This is a genomic window from Streptomyces sp. NPDC054866 (genome assembly GCF_053610745.1).
Genome location: NZ_JBSGZA010000003.1, coordinates 1 through 24,474 on the forward strand (window position 1 = coordinate 1; position 24,474 = coordinate 24,474).

The window sequence follows — 24,474 nt, forward strand, 5'->3', positions numbered from 1 at the left end:
CGGTTACATTCCGAACCCGGAAGCTAAGCCTCACAGCGCCGATGGTACTGCAGGGGGGACCCTGTGGGAGAGTAGGACGCCGCCGAACTATTATTGACGGGAAACCCCCGCACCCTCTGGGTGCGGGGGTTTTCTGCGTTTAGGGTCGAGTTATGCGATACGACTTGGTCATCTTCGACAATGACGGCGTTCTCGTGGACAGCGAGCCGCTTTCCAACACCATTCTCGCCGCCTATCTGACCGAGCTCGGCCACCCCACCACGTACGAGGACTCCCTCCGTGACTACATGGGGGCCGCCGTCCATCGCGTACACGATCTTGTTCTTGAGCGCAGTGGGCAGCGGCTGCCCGAGGATTTTGATGTGACCTTCCATGCTCGTGTCTTTGCCGCCTTCGAGCGGGAGTTGCAGCCCGTGGCGGGGGCCGTCTACGTACTGGAGAAGCTGGCGGCTGACGGAGTGCCGTACTGCCTTGCCTCGTCCGGGAGTCATGAGCGGATTCGTGTCGGGCATCGGCGGACCGGGCTCGACCGGTGGTTCGGGGACGAGCGGATCTTCAGTTCCGAGGATGTGGGTCGGGGGAAGCCGGCGCCGGATCTCTTTCTGTACGCCGCCGAGCGCATGGGAGTGGCGCCTGAGAGGTGTGTGGTGATCGAGGACAGTCCGTTGGGGGTGAAGGCGGCTGTGGCGGCGGGCATGGATGTGTACGGGTTCACCGCCATGACGCCGGCCGAGCGACTTTCGGGGGCCACTGAACTCTTCGGGGACATGGCGGAGTTGGCTGACCTGCTCGTATGACGTGGGGCGGGGGGAGCGGGCTGACATTTGTCATTGTCAGGTCCGGACGATCGTTTCTGTCGGCCGATGGGCGGCCGCGGCGAAGGTGAGTACGTCGAGAACGAACGCGACGCACCCAGTACGCGACGCACCCAGTACGCGACGCACCCAGTACGCGACGCACCCAGTGACAGTGACGACGGAGGACCGATCGCCGTGAGCCAGCTCGCCACCTCAGCCATAGCCGCAGGTACTGAAAAGACGCCTGCCGTTCGGCAGTCCCGCTGGGAGTCGCTGAAGCCGCTCGTCCTTGACGCGGTGGTGCCCACAGCCTCGTACTACCTGCTCAGCAAGGGTTTTGGGATGGGCACGATGGCTGCGCTCGCCTGGAGCAGCGTGGTGCCCGCCGGGCGGACGCTGTGGGGCGTGGTCAGGGAGCGGAGGGTCAATGGCCTCGCGGCGCTCATCCTGGCCGCCAACATCGTCGGGCTGCTGCTCAGCCTGCTTTCCGGTGACCCGCGCCTGATGCTCGCCAAGGACAGTGGGATCACCGCGACGATCGGGATAGCCGTGCTGGTGTCCGTGGCTGCGGGGCGGCCTTTGATGACCGTGGCGCTCAAGCCCTGGGTGACCAAGGGGAATCCGGTGCGGACCGCTGTGTGGGAGCGGCTGATCGCCGAGCGGGGGCGGTTCGCGCGGATGGAGCGGATGTTCTCGGTGATGTGGGGTGTGGCGCTGTTCGGTGAGGCGGTGGTGCGGGTCGTGGGGGCCTACACGCTGCCGGTCGACACCATGGTGTGGCTCGGTGGCGCGATCGCCGGCGTCACCATCACGGCGACGGTTTTCGCGAGCGGCCGTCTGGTCGTCGGCCCTATGGAGAAGGTGGTGAGCGAGGAGGTGAGTGAGGAGCTCGGCGCGCTCGGGCGGTGAGGACGTGGCGGGAAGGCGTCGCGGGACCGGCCGTCGGAATTGGGTGAGTGATCTATCTACCCACTGGTAGTCAGGGGTCCTACGCTCAGCAGCCATGACAGATGAGCTGCGGCGCGGCAGGGCCTCTTTGGCGTTCAGCTTCCTGGTGCAGGGCGTCACCTTCGCGTTGCTGGTGACGCGGATTCCCGCCATTCAGGATCGGTACGGGATATCCGACGGCCTGTTGCCGGTGTTCCTCGCCGCTGTGCCGATCCTCGCGGGGGTCGGAAGCGTCAGCACGGAATGGCTGGTCAAGAGGGTGCCGCCCAGCCGCGTGCTGCGGTGGTCGCAGCCCGTGGTGCTCCTGGCGCTGCTCGGGGCCGGTGCCGGCGACGCGCTGTGGCAAGTGGCCGTGGCGCTGGGGGCGTTCGGGCTCGCGGTGGGCGCGCTGGACGCGTCCATGAACATGCTCGGGGTGAGTCTGCAGCGGGCGTACGGGCGCAGCATCATGCTGGGGTTTCACGCGGCGTACAGCCTGGGTGGGATCGCGGGGGCGTCGATCGCGTGGGCGGGGGCGCACTGGGATCTGTCGCTCTTCGTCTCGTATCTGCCGGTGGTCGTGGTGCTGTTGCCGGCCGCTCTGGTGGGGAGCCGGTGGTACGTCGACGCCAATGTCAACGCCAATGTCGACGCCAATGGGGATACGGGGGGCGGCGCCGCTGATGCCGGTGAGGGGAAGGGCGGGCCCGTTGCCTTCAAGCTGCTCCTGCCGCTCTGCCTGGTGATGACCTTCGCGTACATCGGGGATTCGACCGTCTCCAACTGGAGCGCGAAGTATCTGCAGGACGTGCTGGGGAGTTCGGAGGAGGTCTCGACCGTCCCCTACAACGTCTACATGGTCATGACCTTGCTGGGGCGGGGCCTCGGGGACCTGGGCGTGCGGCGGTTCGGGGCCGTGGCGGTCGTGCGGGTCGGGTCGGTGGTGGCCGCTCTCGGGTTCGCGCTTGTGGCCGTGGCGCCCGGGGCGTGGACCGGGATCCTGGGCTTCACGGTGCTCGGGTTCGGGTTGAGCGTGATCGTTCCGCAGACCTTCGCCGCGGCGGGGCGGCAGGCTTTTGAACGTCACGGCCCTGGGGCGTCGGACGCCGCTGTCGCGCGGCTCAATGTCTTCAACTACGTGGGGTTCCTGATCGGTTCACCGCTGGTGGGCGCGCTGGGTGATGCCTGGAACTACCGCGGGGCGATGCTCGTTCCCATGGTGTTGGTGCTCGTGACCTTGTTGTACGCCCGGTCTTTCGCCCCCGGAGCGGACCGATACGGTGACGGGCATGAGCGGCCGCGCACAGCTGATGTGGGACGAGGCAGTAACGGGCTATGACTTCGGTCCTGAGCACCCGATGGACCCGGTCCGGCTCGCGCTGACCAGAAGCCTGGTCGGTGCCTTCGGGCTCGACCGTGAGTTGGACGTGGTCGCGGCCAAGCGTGCCGGTGACTCGACGTTGCGGCTCGTGCATCGCGAGGACTATGTGGAGGCGGTCAAGGCCGCGTCCGCCGATCCGGCGTCGGCGGACGGCAGCTATGGCCTCGGGACCATGGATGATCCCGCCTTCGCGGGGATGCACGAGGTGTCGGCGCTGATCGCCGGGCAGTCGGTGGGTGCGGCCGAGGCGGTGTGGCGCGGGGAAGCGCTGCATGCGGTGAACTTCGCGGGCGGGCTGCATCATGCGATGCCGGGGTCCGCTTCGGGGTTCTGTATCTACAACGATGCCTCGCTGGCCATCGCGCGGCTCCTTGAACTGGGCGCCGAGCGGGTCGCGTACGTGGATGTGGATGTGCACCACGGGGACGGGGTGCAGGCGTCCTTCTGGGACGATCCGCGGGTCCTGACGATCTCGCTGCACGAGCATCCGCGGACGCTGTTCCCGCAGACCGGGTGGCCCGAGGAGACGGGTGCGGCCGGGGACGCCGAGGGGACGGCTGTGAACGTGGCGTTGCCGGCCGGGACCGGGGACGCGGGGTGGCTGCGGGCGTTTCACGCCGTGGTGCCTGAGTTGTTGGCGGAGTTCCGGCCGCAGGTGCTTGTCACTCAGCATGGGGCTGATACGCACTTCGAGGATCCGTTGGCGCATCTTGCCGTTTCGCTCGATGCTCAGAGGGCCGTGCAGGTGGCCTGCCATGAGCTGGCGCATTCGTACGCCGATGGGCGGTGGGTCGCCCTGGGTGGGGGTGGGTACGCCGTGGTGGATGTCGTGCCTCGGTCCTGGACGCATCTGACCGCTATCGCCGCGGGGCGGGAGATCGATCCTTCGGAGATGATTCCGGAGGCCTGGCGGCAGGAAGTCTTCGCTCGTACGCGGCAGTTGGCTCCTGCGCGGATGACGGATGGGCGGTGGCCTGTCTCCTGGGCGGAGTGGGAGGACGGGTACGATCCCGCTGATCGGCTCGACCAGGCGGTGCTTGCTGCTCGCCGCTCGGCGTTTCCGCTGCGGGGGTTGTTGCCGTAGGGGGCGGTGCGGGTCGGGTGGGCCCTGCGGGGCTTTCCCCAATCCCGCCCCTTCCCGAAACTGGGGCTCCGCCCCAGTCCCCGCCTCTGACCTGGCGCCCTGTTGATCGGTGCTCGGGAGCTTCGGTGTTGTGCCCACCCGTTCCGCCCTGCGGAACGTCTGCCCACAACGGTACGGCGTGTTAGCCCAACTGTGGGGGTTTTTCTGGGTTTTAGAGGTATGCGGCGGCTCTCTGCGGCACGCTCGCAGCGTGTTGAGCACCGGAGCGTTGCGTGCGCATCTGTTGGCTGCCCGGCTGGCCGGGCCCGTAGCCACCACGCGGGAAGAGAGCCTGCGGAGCTATCGGCTCTTCGCGGCCCGTGACCCGCGGATACTGCTCGGTCTCGATCCCGAGTGGAGCTGGGGGCCCGGTGACTTGCTGGGGCTCATGGCCGACAAGTGCGGGGTCTCCGCCGATCCGCGGCACACCTCGGGGGGCGATGTCATCGACCCGGAGCGGACGCTGGCCGCGCTCGACGCCTTCGCCGAGAGGCTCGCGGACGCGGCGCGAAGGCGGCTTCCGGTGCTCTTCGGGACGGGACATCCGCACCGGCTCATCGGCTTCTACGCCGCCCTGGCGGACGCTTTGTCGGCGGCCGGGTGCACCGTTCTCACCCCCGCGCAGGGCAACAGTGTCGACATAACGACCCGGTTCGGCCTACGCACGTACAACCTTGACTACGTACAAGGAGTCGCGCTGGTGCGGGAACCCGGCGCGCGTCCCACCGGGAGTGAGACCGGCGCACACACCCACTCCCCGCTCCCGGTTCGAGCCGCTCTCGCGGCCGCCGCGGAGGGTGAAGGACCGCTTCCCGAGCTCGTCATCGGGGACCACGGATGGGTCTGCGGGGCAGGTCAGCTGGGGTTTGAGGCGATCGGTCTGGCGGATACGGACGATCCCGCGCTGTTCGTCGGAGAGGCCGAGGGGCAGGTGTCCGTCGTCGTTCCGCTTGATGACGCTGTGCGGTCTGATTACTACCGACCGCTTACTCGCTATGTACTCAATCGAGCGTGTCTGTCACAGTAGGCGGCCGATCGCTACTCCTCTTCCCCACTCGCATCATCCGCCCCTAGTCTGGGGAGTGAGCGCGCAGCGACGAAGCGTCACCGGAAGGGGAAGCCGGTGCCCGTCATGTGCGGAAGGTTCAGGTGGGGTGTCATGGCTGCAGACCAGAGGCCGCTGAACGAGGTTCAGTTCTTGACCGTGGCGGAAGTCGCCTCGGTGATGCGAGTGTCCAAGATGACCGTGTACCGCTTGGTGCACAGCGGTCATCTGCCCGCCATCCGGGTCGGAAGGTCCTTCCGGGTCCCGGAGCAGGCGGTTCACGAGTACCTCCGCGAATCCTATGTAGGAGTCGAGGCGGGCTGACCGGAGCCGGTCGATCCCCCTCGATTACGTCCCTCACCCGGGGGCGGGTAGGCTAGGGCCGACGTAGGTCGTGTGGGCCCAGTCAGCTGCCCCGCACCGAGTGATGAGAAGTGAGCGAGGGTAGTCGTGGGCTCTGTTATCAAGAAGCGGCGTAAGCGGATGGCCAAGAAGAAGCACCGCAAGCTGCTGAAGCGCACTCGCGTTCAGCGTCGCAACAAGAAGTAAGCGACAGCTGTTCAGCGCGTATCGAAGCCCTCCCGCCATCCGGCGGGAGGGCTTCGGCGTTTCCAGGGTTTCCAGGGGTACCCTCCAGGGCGTCTTCCGGCCGGATTTCGGGCCTCGGTGGGTTGCCTGGGGGCTTGTTTGGAACGTACGTACTAGGCAGGATGTGCGTCCCGATCCGGCGTACGTCCTGGTCTGGGCGTAGGGCCTGGTCTGTGCGCTTGTATGTGGCTGTCGTCACTTCCTGCATCAGGCGGTCATCACAGCGCAACATCGACCCGCTAGCGTGTGCCGGGAGAGAAATGATGGGGCGCGGCAGGACTTCGAGGGCTGGGGAAGGCAGGCGCTGATCTTGGGCAAGGTCGTGCTCGTGACCGGGGTGGCCCGACAACTGGGCGGACGGTTCGTCCGACGTGTCCTGCGCGATCCCGAGGTCGACCGGGTGGTCGCCGTGGACGCGGTCCCTCCCGAGCACCATCTGGGCGGTGCCGACTTCGTCCAGGCCGACATCCGGCAGCCCGCGATAGCCAAGGTGCTCGCCGAGTTCTCCGTCGACACCGTCGTGCACATGGACGTCACGGGCACGGCGCTGGCCGGCGGCAATCGCGGCTCGCTCAAGGAAACCAACGTCATCGGCACCATGCAGCTGCTCGGTGCCTGCCAGAAGTCGCCGACGGTCAAGCGGCTCGTGGTGAAGTCGAGCACCAACGTGTACGGCTCCGCGCCCCGTGACCCCGCGGTCTTCACCGAGACGACGCCGCCGAAGTCGCTGCCGAGCGGCGGCTTCGCCAAGGACACCGTCGAGGTCGAGGGCTACGTACGCGGCTTCGCGCGCCGCCGCCCGGACGTGGCGGTCTGCGTGCTGCGCTTCGCGAACATCCTGGGGCCCACCGCGGACTCCCCGCTCGCCGAGTACTTCTCGCTGCCGGTCCTGCCGACCGTCTTCGGCTATGACCCGCGGCTGCAGTTCGTGCACGAGGACGACGCGATCGAGGTCCTGCGCCTGGGGGCGCACGACCCGGCGCGCGGGACGCTCAACAGCGGCACGTTCAACATCGCCGGTGACGGCCTGCTGCTGCTCTCGCAGTGCTCGCGGCGCCTGGGGCGCCCGACGCTGCCGGTGTTCATGCCCGCGGTCACCTGGGTCGGCCAGGCGCTGCGCACCGTGGGCGTGACGGACTTCTCGCCCGAGCAGATCAGGCTGCTCACCCACGGCCGGGTCGTGGCCACCCGGCAGATGCGCGAGACACTGGGCTTCAGCCCCAAGTACACGACCGCGGAGACCTTCGCGGATTTCGTACGCAGTCGGGGTCCGGGACTCTTGCCGCCGCAGGCCGTCGCGGGGGCCATCGACCGGATCGCCACGCTGCCCTTCGCGGGCAACCAGAGCGCCAACTGAGGAGAGCGTCAACGATGGCGGACGCCAAGGTCATTCCGTTCGACGACGACCGGTCGCGCACGGGTGCGCAGCGCCCGTCGCGGCGCAGGGGCGCGGGCCGGCGCAAGAACGATCCGGCAGCCGTGCGTGAGGTCACGGCCATGCCGGGCCAGCAGGACGGAGAGCCGAAGATGGAGCGGGCCGAGCCGCAGCCTTCGCGCCGGGCGGCTCCTGAGGCCGGTGCCGGTGCCGGTGCCGAACCGGAGACGCGGGGCGGTGGCGGTGGTCTGGAGCGGCGTATCGCGGGTGGCCTCGCGTTTCTGCGCCGGCGGCTCACGGGTGACTACGAGGTCGACGACTTCGGTTACGACGAGGAGCTCACCGACCAGGTCCTGATGTCCCTGGTGAGGCCGCTGTACGAGAAGTACTTCCGCGTCGAGGTGAAGGGCATCGAGAACATCCCGTCGGAGGGCGGGGCGCTGATCGTCGCCAACCACTCGGGGACGCTGCCGCTGGACGGCCTGATGATGCAGGTCGGCGTGCACGACAACCACCCCGAGGGGCGGCATCTGCGGCTGCTCGCGGCGGACCTCGTCTTCATGCTGCCGGTGGTCAACGAACTGGCCCGCAAGGCGGGGCACACGCTGGCGTGCGCCGAGGATGCCGAGCGGCTGCTCGCGCGGGGCGAGCTGGTGGGGGTGATGCCGGAGGGGTTCAAGGGCATCGGGAAGCCGTTCAGCGAGCGCTACAAGTTGCAGCGGTTCGGGCGGGGCGGGTTCGTCTCCACGGCGCTGAGGGCCGGGACCCCGATCGTTCCCTGCTCGATCGTGGGGGCGGAGGAGATCTACCCGATGATCGGCAACGCGAAGACGTTGGCGCGGGTCCTTGGCTTCCCCTACTTCCCGATCACGCCTACGTTCCCTTGGCTCGGGCCGCTGGGTGCGTTGCCGTTGCCGACGAAGTGGACGATCCAGTTCGGGGAGCCGATTCCCACGGACGGTTATCCGCCGGAGGCTGCGGAGGATCCGATGCTGATGTTCAACCTGACCGATCAGGTCCGGGAGCAGATTCAGCACACGTTGTACAAGCTGCTGGTGCAGCGGCGGTCCGTGTTTTTCTGAGGGCCGCCATGCCCGCGTTCTTCTGAGGGCCGACATGAGGGAGGGCCGGACCCACCGGGTCCGGCCCTCCCTCATGCGTACCGCTACTTCGCGTCCTCTTCGTCGATCCCCAGGCCCGGCAGCAGACCGGGCAGGATCGGCGGCACCGTGACATCCGGCTTGGCCGACGGGGACTCCTTGGCGGAGGAACCGCTGTCCAGCGGGTTGCTCGGGGTCGTGTCGGACTTCGGGGGGTCCAGGAGACCGCCCGTGTTGCCGCCGAGGAGGCCGTCGTCCTCGCTGCCGCCGTCCGATGTGGAGGGGCGAGGCCTGCTGTTGTCGGCGCTGGAGCCCTCCCTCGGAGACGAATCCGGGGACGCGGGGCGGTCCGGGGCCGAGGAGCCGGAGGAGTCGCCCTGGCTCGGCTGTCCGGGGGCGTCGCTCGTGTCCGGGGTGCTGGGGAAGAGGGAGCGGAGGGGGTCCACTTCCTGGTCCATCGCGTCGAAGACCGAGGTCACCTCCTCGCCCACGTCGCCGAGCTGGACGGGCAGCCGGCTCTGCAGGTCGCTCCAGCTCCTGCGGTGCGACTCGGCGAAGGCGGACAGGGTCTGGATGTGGCCGAGCGAGCCGTCTCTCTCGTACGCCTGGTGGAGAAGGCGGTGGCCTTCCGTGGCGTCGTGCCGCATGCCCGAGAGGGCTCGCCTGACCTCGCCCAGGGATTCGTGGTCGAGGTCGCCGGTGCGGCCACGCTCCATCAGCCGACGGGCTTCGTTCAGGCGCGTCGACGCGTGGTCGAGATAGACCCCGCCCTTGTCGCTGTCGCCGTCGGCCATGCCCAGCTTGAGGTCCTCCATGCCGCGCTTCAGGCCGTACAGCGAATCGCCCGGCAGCGCGTCGGAGCTGGCCGCGGCCACCCCGCTGAACGCGCCGGCGGCCACGCCGACGGTGAGCCCACCCGCGGCGATGCCTTTCGACAGCCGGGAGCGCGGCTTCAGTTTGCGCAGTCCCGTGGCCCGGTGGGCACCCTTGCGGGACCGCTGTTCGGGCACCGAGGTGCCGATGGTCCCACCGCCCGCGGCCGTGCCCTCAAGGAGCATGGCCTCCATGGCAGCTACGAGCTGGGCCCGCTGGACCACTTTGACCTCGGGATCAAGCTCCGGCTTCGGCAGCTCGCCGAGGCCGGTCGCCAGGGTCAACATCCTGTCCGGGGCCGCCTTTTCGGACGGCATGGGATCAGGCGTGACGGAACCTTCGGACTGCTCGGCCGCCGGGCTCTGGTCGGATTGCTCCTCCAGGGCCTGGGCGAAGGCGTTCGCCCGCCGGTGTGCCGATACGTTCGCGATCACTGGCGGCACCTCCTCTCGTCATGACGGTCGACTCCCCAGGGGGTCCTGAGGGTTGCCCGACCTGAACACTTCCACACGAAAGAGTGAGCGGAGGTAGTCAGGGGGCGACCACAGGGAGCCTGCATCCCGCACAACGAGCGTCGCGGCACTTGGGTTACGGACGGAGGATGATCGGACCGCCCAAATTCCGTGACGGCCATCTGGCCGCCACGGAGCGTGAGTTGAGCGCTCCGTACGGCTACAGAGGGCGATGGACGGCGTACGGCGCTAGCGCACGTCGTCGGGGAGGAGCCGGGCAAGCGTGCGCACGGCGCGGTACTGGAGGGTCTTGATCGCGCCCTCGTTCTTGCCCATGACCCGAGCGGTCTCGGCGACCGAGAGGCCTTGCAGGAAGCGCAGGGTCACGCACTCCTGCTGCTGGGGGTTGAGGCGGCGCACGGCGTCGAGCAGTGCGGCGTTCGAGAGGGACTCCAGGACGGAGTCCTCGGGGCTGCGCTCGACCTCGTTGGCGTCGAGCATTTCGCCTGTGGTCACTTCGAGGCGGAAACGGCTCGATTTGAAGTGGTCGGCGACCAGATTGCGAGCGATGGTGACGAGCCAGGCGCCGAAGTCGCGGCCCTGCCAGGTGAACGTGCTGATGCGGCGCAGGGCGCGCAGAAAGGTCTCGCTGGTGAGGTCCTCGGCGGTCGCCTTGCCGCCGACGCGGTAGTAGATGTAGCGGTAGACCGTGTCGCTGTACTGGTCGTAGAGACGGCCGAAGGCGTCGGACTCGCCCGCCTGGGCGCGCTCGACGAGGTCCATCATGCGGGCGCTGTCGCTGTCCGCGGCGGGACGGCGGGGGGTGGGGGTTGAGGTGGCGGCAGAGGCGGAACGAGCCCGTCTGCTGACCGCCGCGCCGCTGTCCGCCAGGGCATAGACGGGCCCGGCGGGTGTGGGGACGGCAAATGCGGGGACGGCGGGGCCGGCGTACGCGGTGGGGACGAAGCCGCGCAAGCGGTCGGCGACCGTTGCGCGCAGCGTAGCCAGGCCCGAGGCGTCAACCCCGACGTGTGGGTACACGGGACTCCCAGAGGCAGAGCTTCCATCACGTGCAGTGCGGAACCGTTCACCCGTCGTAGCGACGTGTGGGGTCCGTAATGCGTCTGAGGAGAATAACGCTTCGTACAGGCGGCACTACACCCAGTTGCTCAAATCACCGATTACGTCGCTTCTGTTACCGGTCTATGCCCGTTCAAGTAGCGCACAGTGAACGCTTGTTGATCGAAAAGGGTCACATTCCGTCTAAGCACAGGGCGTGTTGTGGCCGAGTGCTACCAACGTGACTGGCGAGAGCCCGGGCGGGGTAGGACCGAGAGAATGTTCAGTGGCGGCGGCGGTGCAGGGCGATGGCCGCGGCCGTGCCGCCCGCGATGGCGCCGACGCCCGCGGCGGCCGGGATGCCGACCTTGGCGGCCTTGCGGCCGGTGCGGTAGTCCCGCAGGCGCCAGTCCCGCTCACGTGCGTGTTTGCGCAGCTTGGCGTCGGGATTGATCGCGTACGGATGCCCGACGAGCGAGAGCATCGGGATGTCGTTGTGCGAATCGCTGTACGCCGCGCAGCGGGCCAGGTCCAGGCCCTCGGCCGACGCGAGCGCGCGTACCGCCTCGGCCTTCGCCGGGCCGTGCAGGGGCTCGCCGACGAGCTTTCCCGTATAGACGCCGTCCACGGACTCCGCGACCGTGCCGAGCGCGCCCGTCAGGCCGAGGCGGCGGGCGATGATCGTCGCCGTCTCCACCGGGGCGGCCGTGACCAGCCAGACCTTCTGGCCCGCGTCCAGGTGGGCCTGGGCCAGGGCGCGCGTGCCGGGCCAGATGCGCTCGGCCATGTACTCGTCGTAGATCTCCTCGCCGATGGACATCAGCTCGGCGACGCGGTGGCCCTTGACGATGGACAGGGCGCTGTCGCGCGCGTCCTGCATGTGCTCGGGGTCCTCGACCCCCGCGAGCCTGAACCACGCCTGCTGCCAGGCGAATCTGGCCAGCTCCTGGCGCTCGAAGAACTTCCGCTTGTAGAGGCCTCGGCCGAAGTGGAAGATCGCGGCGCCCTGCATCACGGTGTTGTCGAGGTCGAAGAAGGCGGCGGCCTTGTCGTCGCCGAAGACCGGGAACTCCGGCTCCTGCTCGGCTTCGTCGGGCGCGGCGGCCTCCGCCAGTTCCTCCAGCTCCTGCGAGGACTTGCGCGCTGCCTCAGCCGAGGCCTCGCCTGCCAACACGCTCCGCGCGGTGGCGGAGCGCCTACGGGGGGTGAGCCATCCGAGAGCGGCCATGTCGTGAGCATAGCTAGTTCGTTCGGTCGTTCCGGAGTCGGCAGGATTCGGTGCTGTGAACTCTGCGCGACCGCACCGTTAAAGGGGCGCCCGAAGAGGCGACCGAAGAGACGGCCCGTGCGGCGCGTCGGCGGGGCGAGAATGGTGTCATGAGCCCGATTTTTCGCCGTACGGAGAAGAAGAAGCCCCAGGACCGGACGGTCACCCTGATCGGAAAGCCCGGCTGTCATCTGTGCGATGAAGCACAGCTGGTGATCGAGAAGGTCTGCGGCGAGCTGGGAGTCGTATGGGAGAAGAAGGACATCACTCAGGACGAAGAGCTCAACCGGGCCTACTGGGAACAGATTCCGGTGGTTCTGGTCGATGGGGAGCAGCACACCTTCTGGCGCGTGAACGAAGATCGACTGCGCCGCGAGCTCGCTCCGTAGTCCGAATCGTCACTGACCGACGAGTCCAAACGGCCCGAATGGTCCCTTAGGATCGTGGGCGGTTTTGGTCTCGGGGGCGATGATCGTGAGGAGAGTGTGCGGTTTTGCCCCCATCAAGTGAGCGCCGCAGCCTCATGTGCGCCGGTTCCCGAAAGGTGCGCCGGGGGCGCGTGACCCCGGTCACGTTGGCCGGGCAAATCGGACACCATCTTTGTGCACGCGTTCACAAAGACATAGCCTGCATTCGACGGGGCGGTCTGGGGACGTGTGACCGCCTGCAGCCCCGCTCTACCCGCAGGAGCACCGTGGCAACTGGCCGAACTCACCGACCGGCGACCCGCAGCCGAGGGATTCCCGAGGCCACCGTCGCCAGGCTTCCGCTGTACCTCCGAGCCCTCACCGCACTGTCGGAGCGCTCGGTGCCCACGGTCTCCTCCGAGGAGCTCGCGGCCGCCGCGGGGGTCAACTCCGCGAAGCTGCGCAAGGACTTCTCCTACCTCGGTTCCTACGGGACGCGTGGTGTGGGCTACGACGTCGAGTACCTCGTCTACCAGATCTCACGCGAGCTCGGCCTGACGCAGGACTGGCCCGTCGTGATCGTCGGCATCGGTAACCTCGGTGCGGCGCTCGCCAATTACGGCGGGTTCGCCTCGCGTGGCTTCCGCGTCGCGGCGCTGATCGACGCCGACCCGGCGATGGCGGGCACCCCCGTCGCGGGCATGCCGGTGCAGCACACGGACGACCTCGAAAAGATCATCAGCGACAACGGCGTCTCCATCGGCGTCATCTCCACCCCGGCGGGCGCCGCCCAGCAGGTCTGCGAGCGGCTCGTCGCCGCCGGCGTGACCTCGATCCTGAACTTCGCGCCCACCGTTCTCTCCGTGCCCGACGGCGTCGACGTACGCAAGGTCGACCTCTCCATCGAGCTGCAGATCCTCGCCTTCCACGAGCAGCGCAAGGCCGGCGAGGAAGCCGCGGCCGACGGTGCCGTGCCGCCCGCTGCCGCCAAGCAGCAGCGGAAAGGACCCGACGGGGACGTCCCCGCCGTGATGCCGGCATGAGTCTCCTCGTCGTAGGGCTGAGCCACCGCAGTGCTCCGGTGAGCGTCCTGGAGCGGGCCGCGCTCAACGTGGACGCGCAGGCCAAGCTCCTTCAGGACACGCTCGCCGCCGAGCCCGCGGCCGAGGCTGCCGTGCTCGCCACCTGCAACCGCATCGAGCTGTACGCCGACGTGGACAAGTTCCACGCGGGCGTCGCCGAGCTGTCCACGCTGCTCGCACAGCACAGCGGTGTGGGCCTCGAAGAGCTCACCCCCTATCTGTACGTCCACTACGAGGACCGAGCCGTCCACCACCTGTTCTCGGTGGCCTGCGGCCTGGACTCGATGGTCGTCGGCGAGGGGCAGATCCTCGGCCAGATCAAGGACGCCCTCGCGCGCTCCCAGGAGCTGCACACCGCGGGGCGCCTCCTCAACGACCTCTTCCAGCAGGCCCTGCGGGTCGGCAAGCGCGCGCACTCGGAGACCGGCATCGACCGGGCCGGGCAGTCGCTCGTGACCTTCGGCCTCGAACAGCTCGCCGGGCGCCAGCCGGTCGAGACCTGGGCCAAGGGCAAGCGCGCCCTGGTCATCGGCGCCGGCTCCATGTCCTCGCTCGCCGCGGCGACGCTCGCACGCGCCGGGGTCCACGAGGTCGTCGTCGCCAACCGCACCCTCGACCGGGCGCACCGCCTGGCCGAGATCCTCTCCGAGGGCGGCACGGGCACCATCGCGCGCGCCGTGCCGATGGACCAGGTGGCGGCCGAACTGACACGTGCAGATGTCGCGGTCTCCTGCACCGGCGCCACGGGTCTCGTCCTGACCGCGGAGGCCGTCGCGGCAGGCGTGGCCGACCGCACCGGCGCGCCCGTCACCGTGGGCGCGCCCCGCGTGCCCGCGTCTTCGGCCCCCTCCGCCCCGCACACGCACGACGCTGCCGCCGACTCCGACGAGGCGTGCCCGCTCGGACTCTCCGGCGACGGGGCGGCCGTGCCCCGCGGCGTCGGGTTCTCCGTCATGGGCGAGGAAGCCGTCGCCGGGATGGACGCCGCCACCCTTGAGCAGCACGCCGCCTGGGTGGACAACGCGCCCGCCGAGCGCCGCGACGACCCGGCGAGCGAGGCCGACACCATCACCGCGCTCGCCGCTGCCGTGACCGCCACGGGGCGTGTGCCCGAGCGGCGCCGCGGCCCCTCGATCGTCGAGACCGGCAACGTCCTGCTCGCCCTGCTCGACCTGGCCATGCCCCGCGACATCGACGGCGCCGTGCACCGCATCGACGGCGTACGCCTCGTCGACATCGAGTCGCTCGCCGAGGCCTCCGCAGACGCCCCCATGGCCGAGGACGTGGAGCGGGTCCGCGCGATCGTCTCCGACGAGGTCGCCGCCTTCGGCGCGGCCCAGCGGGCCGCGCACATCACGCCGACCGTGGTCGCCCTGCGCACCATGGCCGCCGACGTCGTCGCGAACGAGATCGCGCGGCTCGACGGACGGCTCCCCGGACTTCCGGAGAAGGAGCGCGCGGAGATCACCCAGACCGTCCGCCGCGTCGTCGACAAGCTGCTCCACGCACCCACCGTGCGCGTCAAGCAGCTGGCCAGCGAGCCCGGCGGCGCCGGGTACGCCGACGCGCTGCGCACCCTCTTCGACCTCGACCCGCAGACGGTCGCCGCCGTCAGCAGGGCCGACAAGATCAATGAACCCACCGATCAGAACGCATCGCAAACAGATCCGAATCGAGGCCGGGCATGACCGAGAGGGCACTGAGGCTCGGGACACGGCGCAGCAAGCTGGCCATGGCCCAGTCCGGGCAAGTGGCCGAAACAGTGAGGCAGTTGACCGGCCGCCCCGTAGAGCTCGTGGAGATCACGACGTACGGCGATACGTCCCGTGAGCAGCTGGCACAGATCGGCGGCACCGGCGTCTTCGTGACCGCCCTGCGCGACGCGCTGCTCGCCGGCGAGGTCGACTTCGCCGTCCACTCGCTGAAGGACCTGCCGACCGCGCAGCCGGACGACCTGGCCCTGGCCGCGGTCCCGCTGCGCGAGGACCCCCGCGACGTACTCATCGCGCGCGACGGGATGACCTTCCCCGAGCTGCCGAGCGGCGCGCGCATCGGCACGGGCTCGCCCCGCCGCATGGCGCAGCTCAACGCCTACGCCCGCAACCACGGACTCGCCATAGAGACCGTGCCGATCCGCGGGAACATCGACACCCGCATCGGGTTCGTGCACAAGGGGGAGCTCGACGCCGTCGTGCTCGCCGCCGCCGGGCTCCACCGCGTCGGCAGGATCGACGAGGTGACCGACTTCCTGTCGGTCGACACAGTTCTGCCCGCCCCCGGCCAGGGGGCACTGGCGATCGAATGTGCCGCGTCCAACGCGTCACTGACCGCCGCGCTCGCCGAGCTCGACGACCCGTACACCCGGGCCGCCGTGACCGCCGAGCGATCCCTGCTCGCCGCCCTGGAAGCCGGTTGCAGCGCACCTGTGGGTGCGTTGGCCGACTTGCTGGCCGACGGGCAGATTGTCAAGGAAATGCGCCTGCGCGGCGTCGTCGGGGCAACCGACGGCTCGACGCTGGTGCAGCTGTCCACCACCGGTCCCGTGCCTGAGACGCATGACCAAGCCATGGCGCTCGGCCGCGAACTCGCTGCCGAGATGCTTGCCAAGGGCGCGGCCGGTCTGATGGGGGAGCGAGCACTTTGAGCCCCACCTCGAACCTTCCCGGCCTTCCCGCACACGGGCACGTCACCTTCCTGGGTGCCGGACCCGGAGATCCGGGACTACTTACGCTGCGCGCCGTCGAGGCGCTGGCCCGAGCGGACGTACTGATCGCCGAGCCTGATGTGCTCGACGTCGTTCGCGCGCATGCCAGGGGAGGTGTGGACACACCTCAGCCAGGGGCAGTTGACGACGCGTCAGCGATCGCCGAAGCCTCGTCATTGCGAGCCGCCACCAATCTTGTCATGGAGGCAGCGAGGGGCGGCAAGCGGGTCGTGCGTGCCGTCAGCGGCGACGTCGGCCTCGACACGTACGCGGCCGAGGAGATGCTCGCCTGCGCCGCCGAGGGCATCTCCTTCGAAGTCGTGCCCGGCATCGCGGCGGCGGTCGGTGTACCCGCCTACGCGGGTGTTCCGCTGCGCGACGCCCAGGGCACGGACGTGCGTTTCGTCGACGCGCGCACCGCGTCCGACCGCTGCTGGAGCGAGGTGGGGGCATCCGACGGGACCGTGGTCGTGTCGACCTCCCTGGACTCCGTAGCCGCGGCCGCCGGTGAACTCGTCTCGTCCGGACGCAAGCCGGACACCCCGATGACGGTGACGATCGCCGGTACGACGACGCGTCAGCGCACCTGGCAGGCGACCCTCGGCACCATCGCGCAGGTGCTCAAGCAGGCGAAGGTGCTGCCGTCGCCCGACGGGGGGCAGCCCGTCATAGCCGTGGTCGGTGAGCGGTCCGCCGCCGCCCAGCGCGACCAGCTGTCGTGGTTCGAGTCGAAGCCGCTCTTCGGGTGGCGCGTACTCGTCCCGCGTACGAAGGAGCAGGCGGCCTCGCTCTCCGACCAGCTGAGCTCCTACGGAGCGGTGCCGCACGAGGTGCCGACCATCGCTGTCGAGCCGCCGCGTACGCCCCAGCAGATGGAGCGCGCGGTCAAGGGCCTGGTCACGGGCCGCTACGAGTGGATCGCCTTCACCTCCGTCAACGCGGTCAAGGCGGTGCGCGAGAAGTTCGAGGAGTACGGGCTCGACGCCCGCGCCTTCGCCGGGATCAAGGTCGCGGCAGTGGGCGAGCAGACCGCGGCGGCGCTGATCGCATTTGGTGTGAAGCCTGATCTGGTTCCTTCGGGTGAGCAGTCGGCTGCCGGCCTGCTGGAGGACTGGCCGCCGTACGACCCGGTCTTCGACCCGATCGACCGCGTCTTCCTGCCGCGCGCCGACATCGCCACGGAGACGCTGGTAGCCGGGCTCATCGACCTCGGGTGGGAGGTCGACGACGTCACCGCCTACCGGACCGTGCGCGCGTCGCCGCCCCCGGCGGACACGCGTGAGGCGATCAAGGGCGGCGGCTTCGACGCCGTGCTCTTCACCTCCTCGTCCACCGTGCGGAACCTCGTCGGCATCGCCGGCAAGCCGCACAACGTGACCGTCATCGCCTGCATCGGCCCTGCCACCGCCAAGACCGCGGAGGAGCACGGGCTCCGGGTGGACGTGATGGCTCCGGAGCCTTCGGTCCACAAGCTGGCCGAGGCGCTGGCGGAGTTCGGAACCCGGCGTCGGATGGCTGCGCTCGACGCGGGGGACCCCGTCACCCGGCCCAGCGAGCGGCGGCCTGGTTCCCGTAGGCGGCGTACGGCACCCTGAGGCTCAGGCGTACCGTTGATCACCGGCTTCGCCGAGTTCGTCCTCAAACGCCGGACAGGCTGGATATCCCAGCCTGTCCGGCGTTTGAGGTTGGGTCTGGGGCGGGCCGGAGTGCCAGACACAGCGTGAGGTGAGAGAGACAGTGACCACCAAGTACGGATCCTTCCCCGGGGCCAGGCCCCGCCGCCTTCGGACGACCCCCGCCATGCGGCGCATGGTCGCCGGGACGCGCCTCCACCCGGCCGACCTGATCCTCCCCGCGTTCGTGCGCGAGGGGATCAGCGCCCCCGTGGAGATCGGCGCCATGCCCGGCGTCGTCCAGCACACCCGCGACAGCCTGAAGAAGGCCGCCGTCGAGGCGATGGAGGCCGGGGTCTCCGGGATCATGCTCTTCGGGGTGCCGGAGGAGGAGAAGAAGGACGCCGCCGGGACCGTCGGCACCGACCCGGACGGGATTCTCCAGGTCGCCCTGCGCGACGTACGCGCCGAGGTCGGTGACGACCTCATCGTCATGTCCGACCTGTGCCTCGACGAGTTCACCGACCACGGTCACTGCGGTGTCCTCGACGCCGAGGGGCGCGTCGACAACGACGCCACCCTTGAGCGGTACGCGGAGATGGCGCAGGTCCAGGCGGACGCGGGCGCCCACGTGGTGGGCCCGAGCGGCATGATGGACGGTCAGGTCGGCGTCATCCGCGACGCGTTGGACCAGGTCGGGCACGAGGACGTCTCGATCCTCGCCTACACCGTCAAGTACTCGTCCGCCTTCTTCGGCCCCTTCCGCGAGGCTGTCGGTTCGTCCCTGAAGGGCGACCGCAAGACCTACCAGCAGGACCCGGCCAACGCCCGTGAGTCCCTGCGCGAGCTGGCGCTCGATCTCGACGAGGGTGCCGACATGGTGATGGTGAAGCCGGCGGGCCCCTACCTGGACATCCTCTCCAAGGTCGCCGACGCGGTCGACGTGCCGGTGGCGGCGTACCAGATCAGTGGCGAGTACTCGATGATCGAGGCCGCCGCCGAGCGCGGCTGGATCGACCGGGACCAGGCGATCATGGAGTCACTCACCGGCATCAAGCGCGCGGGCGCGAACATGATCCTCACGTACTGGGCCACGGAGGTGGCGCGGAAGCTGTGAAACGGGCGGCCGCTTGACCTCAAGTTTGGTTGAGGTCGCAGGGTGGTGTGCATAGACGTTCTGTCGACGTTCTGAGGAGGACGTATGCGCGCCGTTGTGCTGCACGAGTTCGGGCCCGCCGAGAATCTGACGTACGAGACCTGGCCCGACCCCCTCGCGGGGCCGGGCCAGGTGCGGATCGCCGTACGGGCGGCGGGAGTTCACTACGTCGAGACCGTCATGCGGCGCGGCGACGCGAGTGACATGGCGCCGCCGCTGCCCGAACTGCCCTCCGTCTTCGGCGGGGAAGTCGCCGGAGTCGTCGACGCGGTGGGGCCCGGGGTGGATCCCGCGTGGCTCGGCCGGGCCGTCGTGACCCCGCGCAGTGAGCCCGGCGGGTACGCCGAACTGACGGTGGCCGACCTCGCCCAGCTGCACGAGGTGCCGGACGGGCTCGGGTTCGAGTCAGCCGTGGCCATGGTGATGACCGGTTCGACGACCATGGGGCTTCTGGATGTAGCCCAACTCACCTCCTCCGATGTGGTGTTGGTGACTTCAGCCGCCGGTGGCATCGGGCGGCTCGTGGTGCAGTACGCCCGTGGCGTCGGGGCGGTGGTGATCGGTGCCGCAGGCGGGGCCGACAAGGTCGAGGCCGTCCGGGGGCTCGGCGCCGATCTCGCCGTCGACTACAACGAGCCCGGCTGGGCGGATACCGTGCGTGAGCGCCTCGACGGGCGCCAGGTGACGGTCGTGATCGACGGGGTGGGCGGCGAGAAGTCGGCCGCCGCGTTCGGGCTCATCGGCGATGGCGGGCGTTACGTGGTCATCGGCTGGTCCTCGCAGGAAGGGTTCGAGCCGGACGCGGGTGTCGTGGAGGAGCGGGGCATCACCGTCACGAACGCGCTGATGCAGCTGCTAGCCCGACCCGAGGACGGTCCCGACCGCGAGCGGCGGGCCCTGGAGGCGGCGGCCAAGGGGGAGTTGGTGCCTGCGGTGCAGACGTTCCCACTGGCGGAGGCGGCGCGGGCGCATGCGGCGATGGAACGGCGGCAGACTACGGGGAAGGTCGTGCTGGTGCCTTAGCTCTAGCCTCAGCCTCAGCCTCAGCCTCAGGCTGGCATGGCCTGGCTCTTCTTGAGGAGGGTCGCCAGGCGCGAGAGCCCGTCCGCCGCGTGGCCCTCGGCGATCGAGCGGTCCAAGAGGCCCTGGAGCGGCCTGAAGAGTTCGTCGCTGATCCCCGCCTGGGCGTATGCCGTAAGGAAGTTGGGGAGCGCGGCTTGGTTGATCTCCAGGGACGATACGTCCGTGAGGTGCTGCCCGGAGTCCAGGGCCTCGGCCATGCCGGGCACCAGGCCGTCCGTCATGGCGTTGACCCACTCCCTGAGCAGCGGCGCGAACTCCCGGGCCGGTACGCCTCCGCTGCCGATCAGCGCGTACGCCTGGGCTACGCCCATCACCATGCCGTACATCCCCGTGAGCAGGGACAGGTCGTAGAGCGCTGCGCCGCCGGGGTCGTCGCCGACCCACTTGGTGTCCGCGAGCGCCTCCAGGGTGGGGCGGTGGGTGGCGAAGGCCGCCTCGTCCGCGCCGCTGTAGAGGATGTACGCGCCGGGCGTCGCGATCATCTGGGGGACGGCCATGATGCCGCCGTCGATGTACGCGATGCCGTGGGCCGCCGCCCAGTCCGCCAACTCCCTTGCCTGGTTGGGCGTTCCGTTCGTGAGGTTCACGACCGTACGCCCGGCGAGGGCGTCCACCTCGGGGGCGAGGAGGGCGCGGACGTCCGCGTTGGTGGTGAGGCAGACGATGATCAGGGGGCTCGCGGTGATGGCTTCCCTGGGCGTGGTCGCGGGGGCTGCCCCCTGGGCGACGAGGGGCCCGGTCTTGGAGGCGGTGCGGTTCCAGACCGTGGTCGGGTGACCGGCTTTGATCAGGGCGGCGGCTAGGGCGGTGCCCATTCGGCCTAGGCCTAGGAGGGTTGTGGGGGGTTGGGGGGTGGGGGTGGGGGTGTCAGTGGGGGTTGGCATGGGGGCTCCTTGAGGGGGTGCTTCTCGGCGCTTTTGGGTACGCCCTTGATCCTCGTGGGGCCCTGCGGTTGCGACAAGTACCGACTAATTAGTGCGGTACTTACCTGCTGGTGAGTGGGTGGCTGGGGCGAGTTGCAATGCATTTAGCGTGGTACTTGGGGGTGGGTGGCTGAGCGAGCCTCCATCCCATGGGGGGACACTCGGGTCCGGTGGGGGCTGACTTTCGTCGGCTGATGTTCGGACGTGGCCATGGATGGATTGAACTCTGGGTTTTCACGTCATTGCCCCTAGCGTGGCTGGCAACAGCAACAGCAACAGCCAGAGACGCAGCAACAGGGAGGGGGGAGGGGCGCGGCGGCCGTCGCCTGTCCGCCGGTCGTTGGTGGGTTGAGGTCCAGAGGTCCAGAGGTTCAGAGGTCCAGAGATCCATTGCAGAGAAATCCCGGGCGCTCCGGAGGCGAGCTGGGTGTTTGCGGGGAGGGGTGGGATTTTCTTGCATTCCGCCCTCATGGCCCGCCACTCGCAGCACATCCGCAACTCGCAGCACCCGATGGGCCCGCGATGGGCCCGCGATGGGTCCCCGACGGGTTCTCGATGCGCGCCAATCGGCGCCAGATGGCCGGCAGAGCGTCGGCAGGTCGAAGCTAGAGCGCCGGTAGATCGCTGGCAGAGCGACGCCCATTGCCTATTGCCCACGCCCATTGCGGCAAATTCCCTCGCTCCCCCGATGCGAGCTGGGGTTTTGCGGGGAGGGGGTGGGATTTTCTCGCATCTCGTCCCCATGGCCCGCCACTCGCAGCACATCCGCAACTCGCGCCTCCGATGGGCCTGTGATGGGTCCCCGATACGCGCCAATCGCCGACAGACCGTCAGCCGGTCGCAGCTAGATCGCCGCCAGGCCGCCGCTAGATCGCTGGCAGAGCGAAGGCCATGACCTATTGCCCATCGCCCGTTGCAGGAAATTCCCACGCTCTCCGGATGCGAGCTGGGGTTTTGCGGGAGGAGGTGGGACTTTCTTGCATTCCGCCCCCAGGGCGCACTGCTTGCCCCCACCCGCACCACTCGCCCCCCCCAGCCCGCGCCCGCAATGAAAGTCCCGCCCCCAGCCCCGCCCGCAACGAAAGTCCCACCCCGACCCCCACTCCCCCTCCTCGTTGCTGCTGTCTTTTGGCGCGAGTGGCGCGAGTGGCGCGAGTGGCGCGAGCGGGTCGTTGGTTGTTGGTTGTTGAGGGATTGCTGAATCTGGGGCCCGTTCGGACATCAGCCGACGAAAGTCAGCCCCCACCGGGCCCGAGTGTCCCCCCAAGGGATGGAGGCTCGCTCAGCCACCCACCCGCAAGTACCACGCTAATCAGTAGTTCCCTACGGTTGCTGCTTCGCTGCGGCGAGGGGCTTCACCGCAGCGTCACCACATCACCACATCACCACATCAGCGCGTCCGACGCCGACGTCTGCCAGTACGTTACGAACGCCGAGCTGTCCACGTACACGCCTGCCTGCGGAAGCTTCGCGTCCGCCGGGGTGCCCACGCTGCCGTTCATCGCGCTGTTGGAGAAGTGGACCTCCAGCTTGTGGGCCTGGGAGCCGTTCGTGCCCTCGGGGGATGACGTGCCGATGGCCGCGTACGCCGTCTGGCCCGGCTTGAGGGTGACGACCGCCTGGGGCATGCTCGCGTCGAGCCACGGAGTGGCCGCTTGGGCCTCGTCGAAGCGGAGGAACGGGGCGCCGTACGCGTAACACGTCTTCGTGCCCGTGTTCTTGGCCTTCAGGAGCAGGTGGTTGATGGGGCGGTCGACCTCCTGCACGGTGACCTTTGTGGTGGCGGCCGTGCACGTGACCGGCGCCGCCTTCGCGGCGGGGGTCGCGGCCGACGCGGCGCTGCCGAGCGCGGTGAGCGAGAGGGCCGCGGTGAGGGCTGCGGCAGTTGCGGTTGCCTTGGTGCTGAATCGCATGGCTGGTCTCTTTCGGTGTGACGGGAGCGACGCGAGCCGCGCCGAGAGGCTCCCGGATGTGGCGTGCTTGTATGGCCACAGCTTGTGCGGGGTTTTGTCCCAGGGGCCAGCGTGGGACGGCAGTTGGGGACGTTGGGACAGTCGTACGGCTGTGAACTGCGGAAACTCCGTTCCATGGAACGGCCGGATGGGATGGAGAGAGCGTGGGGGCGGGCGATCTCGCGGAGTTGCTGCGGGAGCTGAAGGAGAGGTCGGGGCTCAGTTACGGGGCGCTGGCCAAGCGGTTGCATGTGTCGACCTCGACGCTGCACCGGTATGTGAACGGGTCTGCCGTACCTACGGAGTTCGCTCCGTTGGAGCGGCTCGCCCGGGTGTGCGGGGCCTCGCGGGAGGAGATGGTCGAGGTCCATCGGCGGTGGATCCTGGCCGATGCGTCGCGAGGGGATCGGGAGCGGGGCCGTAGGGAGGGGACGTCCGCTCCTGCTTCTCCTGCTGCTGGTGGTGTTGTTGCGGCTGCCGGTGCCGTGGGCGATGGGGGCGACGAGAGTCCCCGTGATCGTGCTCCCGGCATCGTTATCGGCCCTGTCCCTGCCGTAGTTGGGAAGCGGGTGCCCCGGGCCCGTGTGCTCGTTGCCGTCGGTGTTGTTCTTGCCCTTGGTGCCACCGTCGTCGCCGTGCAGGCCTCATCCGGCGGCGGTGACCGTGACCATGTCTCCACCGGCTCCCCGAGCGCGGAGGGTGGGGAGTTGGACCGAAGCCCGGACGCCGTGTCCGCGTCGCCCTCCGAGAAGGAGCCCGGCAAGGGCAAGGGCGGCAAGGAGACGGCGGCATCCGACAAGCCGGAGAGCGGGGGCAAGGGCAAGGGTGAGGGCAAGGGTGGTGGGGGCGAGCCCCGAGGGCCCGGGGGTGCCGGCGGGGGCACCGGTGCTGTTCCGGTGACCGTTTCCACTCAGCCTCAGTACTGGGATGCTCCCTGCGGCCATCCCTACCTCGTCGACAAGGGCCCCGGCAGTCTCTCCCCGCCCCCCAATGAACAGGACGCCCCCGGCTGGGTGTCCGCGAACGGCGCGGTTTCCGCCCGGGATCAGACCGTGAAGCTGACCGTGCAGGGGACGGGCAAGGACACCGTCGTCCTGGAGTCCCTGAACGTCCGCGTCGCCGGAACCAGCGCGCCCCTCGCCTGGAACAACTACAAGATGGGTTACCTCGGCGTCGGCTGCGGCGGCAGCGTGCCCCAGCACTCCTTCGACGTCAACCTGGACGCGTCGGTGCCCCGCCCGACGCCACAGGGTGGGGAGAGCGGCTTCCCCTACAAGGTGAGCGCGAGCGACCCCGAGGCGTTCTACATCAACGCGACCGCCAACACCCACTACGTACGGTGGTACTTGGAGCTGGAGTGGTCGAGTGGCACCCGGCACGGCACGGTTCGCATCGACGACACGGGCAAGCCGTTCGCCACGAGCGGCGACCAGGGCCGTCCCGTCTTCGGGTACTCGCTCGACAGCAAGAAGTGGATGAAGACCAATCGCGATGACGACCAAGGGGCTGACTCAGCCCAGTAGTTGCTGGCCAGCTGGGGCCTGACCGGCGGAGTCCGCATTCCGGA

The 24,474-nt window shown here is 69.1% G+C and carries 22 protein-coding genes, 1 rRNA gene and 1 pseudogene; 19 read left to right on the top strand and 5 right to left on the bottom strand.

From position 1 onward, the window contains the following. The 10 genes from rrf to ACWGI2_RS15380 all read left to right on the top strand — a co-directional run. Positions 1–88: ribosomal RNA gene (gene rrf, locus ACWGI2_RS15335) — 5S ribosomal RNA — on the top strand; the annotation flags it as partial. Between the two features lie 64 nt (positions 89–152). After that, complete coding sequence (locus ACWGI2_RS15340; RefSeq protein WP_453695782.1) at positions 153–797, top strand: HAD family hydrolase; 645 nt, start codon at positions 153–155, stop codon at positions 795–797. Positions 798–992: 195 nt separating this feature from the next. Then, positions 993–1,706 (top strand): VC0807 family protein, encoded by a 714-nt coding sequence (locus ACWGI2_RS15345; RefSeq protein ID WP_453695784.1) that lies wholly within the window; start codon positions 993–995, stop codon positions 1,704–1,706. Between the two features lie 94 nt (positions 1,707–1,800). Beyond that, entirely contained in the window at positions 1,801–3,063 is a 1,263-nt protein-coding gene (locus tag ACWGI2_RS15350; protein WP_453695785.1) for an MFS transporter, read from the top strand. Then, complete coding sequence (locus tag ACWGI2_RS15355; protein WP_453695786.1) at positions 3,014–4,189, top strand: acetoin utilization protein AcuC; 1,176 nt, start codon at positions 3,014–3,016, stop codon at positions 4,187–4,189. The genes ACWGI2_RS15350 and ACWGI2_RS15355 overlap by 50 nt, the downstream gene beginning before the upstream one ends. A gap of 250 nt (positions 4,190–4,439) precedes the next feature. Next, positions 4,440–5,255 carry a phosphatase gene (locus ACWGI2_RS15360; RefSeq protein ID WP_453397630.1) on the top strand — a complete coding sequence of 272 codons (816 nt, stop codon included), beginning with the start codon at positions 4,440–4,442 and terminating at the stop codon, positions 5,253–5,255. 132 nt (positions 5,256–5,387) lie between these two features. Continuing rightward, positions 5,388–5,597 (top strand): helix-turn-helix domain-containing protein, encoded by a 210-nt coding sequence (locus ACWGI2_RS15365; protein WP_157869005.1) that lies wholly within the window; start codon positions 5,388–5,390, stop codon positions 5,595–5,597. 126 nt (positions 5,598–5,723) lie between these two features. After that, a complete protein-coding gene (locus ACWGI2_RS15370) occupies positions 5,724–5,822 on the top strand; it encodes a 30S ribosomal protein bS22 (RefSeq protein WP_003948845.1) in 99 nt (32 codons plus the stop codon). 349 nt (positions 5,823–6,171) lie between these two features. Beyond that, entirely contained in the window at positions 6,172–7,218 is a 1,047-nt protein-coding gene (locus tag ACWGI2_RS15375) for an NAD-dependent epimerase/dehydratase family protein (RefSeq protein WP_453397629.1), read from the top strand. A 14-nt stretch (positions 7,219–7,232) separates the two neighbouring features. Next, the gene (locus tag ACWGI2_RS15380) at positions 7,233–8,318 is read left to right on the top strand and encodes a lysophospholipid acyltransferase family protein (RefSeq protein WP_453695788.1); all 1,086 of its coding nucleotides are present in this window, start codon (positions 7,233–7,235) and stop codon (positions 8,316–8,318) included. Positions 8,319–8,401: 83 nt separating this feature from the next. On the opposite strand, the gene ACWGI2_RS15385 is transcribed toward ACWGI2_RS15380, so the two are convergent. The 3 genes from ACWGI2_RS15385 to ACWGI2_RS15395 form a co-directional block, all read right to left on the bottom strand. Further along, the gene (locus ACWGI2_RS15385) at positions 8,402–9,643 is read right to left on the bottom strand and encodes a DUF5667 domain-containing protein (protein ID WP_453695789.1); all 1,242 of its coding nucleotides are present in this window, start codon (positions 9,641–9,643) and stop codon (positions 8,402–8,404) included. A gap of 267 nt (positions 9,644–9,910) precedes the next feature. Beyond that, positions 9,911–10,702 (bottom strand): ECF subfamily RNA polymerase sigma factor, BldN family, encoded by a 792-nt coding sequence (locus tag ACWGI2_RS15390; protein ID WP_160506459.1) that lies wholly within the window; start codon positions 10,700–10,702, stop codon positions 9,911–9,913. A 301-nt stretch (positions 10,703–11,003) separates the two neighbouring features. Next, complete coding sequence (locus tag ACWGI2_RS15395; protein WP_160506460.1) at positions 11,004–11,948, bottom strand: HAD family hydrolase; 945 nt, start codon at positions 11,946–11,948, stop codon at positions 11,004–11,006. 149 nt (positions 11,949–12,097) lie between these two features. Here ACWGI2_RS15395 and ACWGI2_RS15400 point away from each other — a divergent pair, with 149 nt between their 5' ends. The 7 genes from ACWGI2_RS15400 to ACWGI2_RS15430 all read left to right on the top strand — a co-directional run bounded on the left by ACWGI2_RS15400 (position 12,098) and on the right by ACWGI2_RS15430 (position 19,972). Then, a complete protein-coding gene (locus ACWGI2_RS15400; protein ID WP_399397822.1) occupies positions 12,098–12,376 on the top strand; it encodes a glutaredoxin family protein in 279 nt (92 codons plus the stop codon). A 305-nt stretch (positions 12,377–12,681) separates the two neighbouring features. After that, the gene (locus tag ACWGI2_RS15405) at positions 12,682–13,437 is read left to right on the top strand and encodes a redox-sensing transcriptional repressor Rex (protein ID WP_160506462.1); all 756 of its coding nucleotides are present in this window, start codon (positions 12,682–12,684) and stop codon (positions 13,435–13,437) included. Then, the gene (locus ACWGI2_RS15410; RefSeq protein WP_453397625.1) at positions 13,434–15,164 is read left to right on the top strand and encodes a glutamyl-tRNA reductase; all 1,731 of its coding nucleotides are present in this window, start codon (positions 13,434–13,436) and stop codon (positions 15,162–15,164) included. The genes ACWGI2_RS15405 and ACWGI2_RS15410 overlap by 4 nt, the downstream gene beginning before the upstream one ends. Further along, positions 15,161–16,120 carry a hydroxymethylbilane synthase gene (hemC, locus tag ACWGI2_RS15415; protein ID WP_160506464.1) on the top strand — a complete coding sequence of 320 codons (960 nt, stop codon included), beginning with the start codon at positions 15,161–15,163 and terminating at the stop codon, positions 16,118–16,120. The genes ACWGI2_RS15410 and hemC overlap by 4 nt, the downstream gene beginning before the upstream one ends. Beyond that, positions 16,117–17,775, top strand: a complete 1,659-nt coding sequence (locus ACWGI2_RS15420; protein WP_453695791.1) for a uroporphyrinogen-III synthase — start codon at positions 16,117–16,119, stop codon at positions 17,773–17,775. Before hemC ends, ACWGI2_RS15420 begins: the two co-directional genes overlap by 4 nt. Positions 17,776–17,917: 142 nt before the next feature. Beyond that, positions 17,918–18,910: a porphobilinogen synthase gene (gene hemB / locus ACWGI2_RS15425; protein WP_453397623.1), complete on the top strand. Its 993-nt coding sequence runs from the start codon at positions 17,918–17,920 to the stop codon at positions 18,908–18,910. 84 nt (positions 18,911–18,994) lie between these two features. Next, on the top strand, positions 18,995–19,972 hold the full coding sequence (locus ACWGI2_RS15430) for a zinc-binding dehydrogenase (RefSeq protein WP_453695793.1): 978 nt from the start codon (positions 18,995–18,997) through the stop codon (positions 19,970–19,972). A gap of 26 nt (positions 19,973–19,998) precedes the next feature. Here ACWGI2_RS15430 and ACWGI2_RS15435 read toward each other — a convergent pair whose 3' ends face one another. Both ACWGI2_RS15435 and ACWGI2_RS15440 read right to left on the bottom strand, forming a co-directional pair. Continuing rightward, on the bottom strand, positions 19,999–20,916 hold the full coding sequence (locus tag ACWGI2_RS15435; protein ID WP_453695794.1) for an NAD(P)-dependent oxidoreductase: 918 nt from the start codon (positions 20,914–20,916) through the stop codon (positions 19,999–20,001). Positions 20,917–22,337: 1,421 nt separating this feature from the next. Continuing rightward, on the bottom strand, positions 22,338–22,868 hold the full coding sequence (locus tag ACWGI2_RS15440; protein ID WP_453695795.1) for a DUF4232 domain-containing protein: 531 nt from the start codon (positions 22,866–22,868) through the stop codon (positions 22,338–22,340). Positions 22,869–23,071: 203 nt separating this feature from the next. Here ACWGI2_RS15440 and ACWGI2_RS15445 point away from each other — a divergent pair. After that, positions 23,072–23,257 (top strand): annotated as a pseudogene (locus ACWGI2_RS15445) (helix-turn-helix domain-containing protein); the annotation flags it as partial. A gap of 285 nt (positions 23,258–23,542) precedes the next feature. Beyond that, the gene (locus ACWGI2_RS15450; protein ID WP_453696789.1) at positions 23,543–24,430 is read left to right on the top strand and encodes a hypothetical protein; all 888 of its coding nucleotides are present in this window, start codon (positions 23,543–23,545) and stop codon (positions 24,428–24,430) included. Positions 24,431–24,474: the final 44 nt, after the last annotated feature.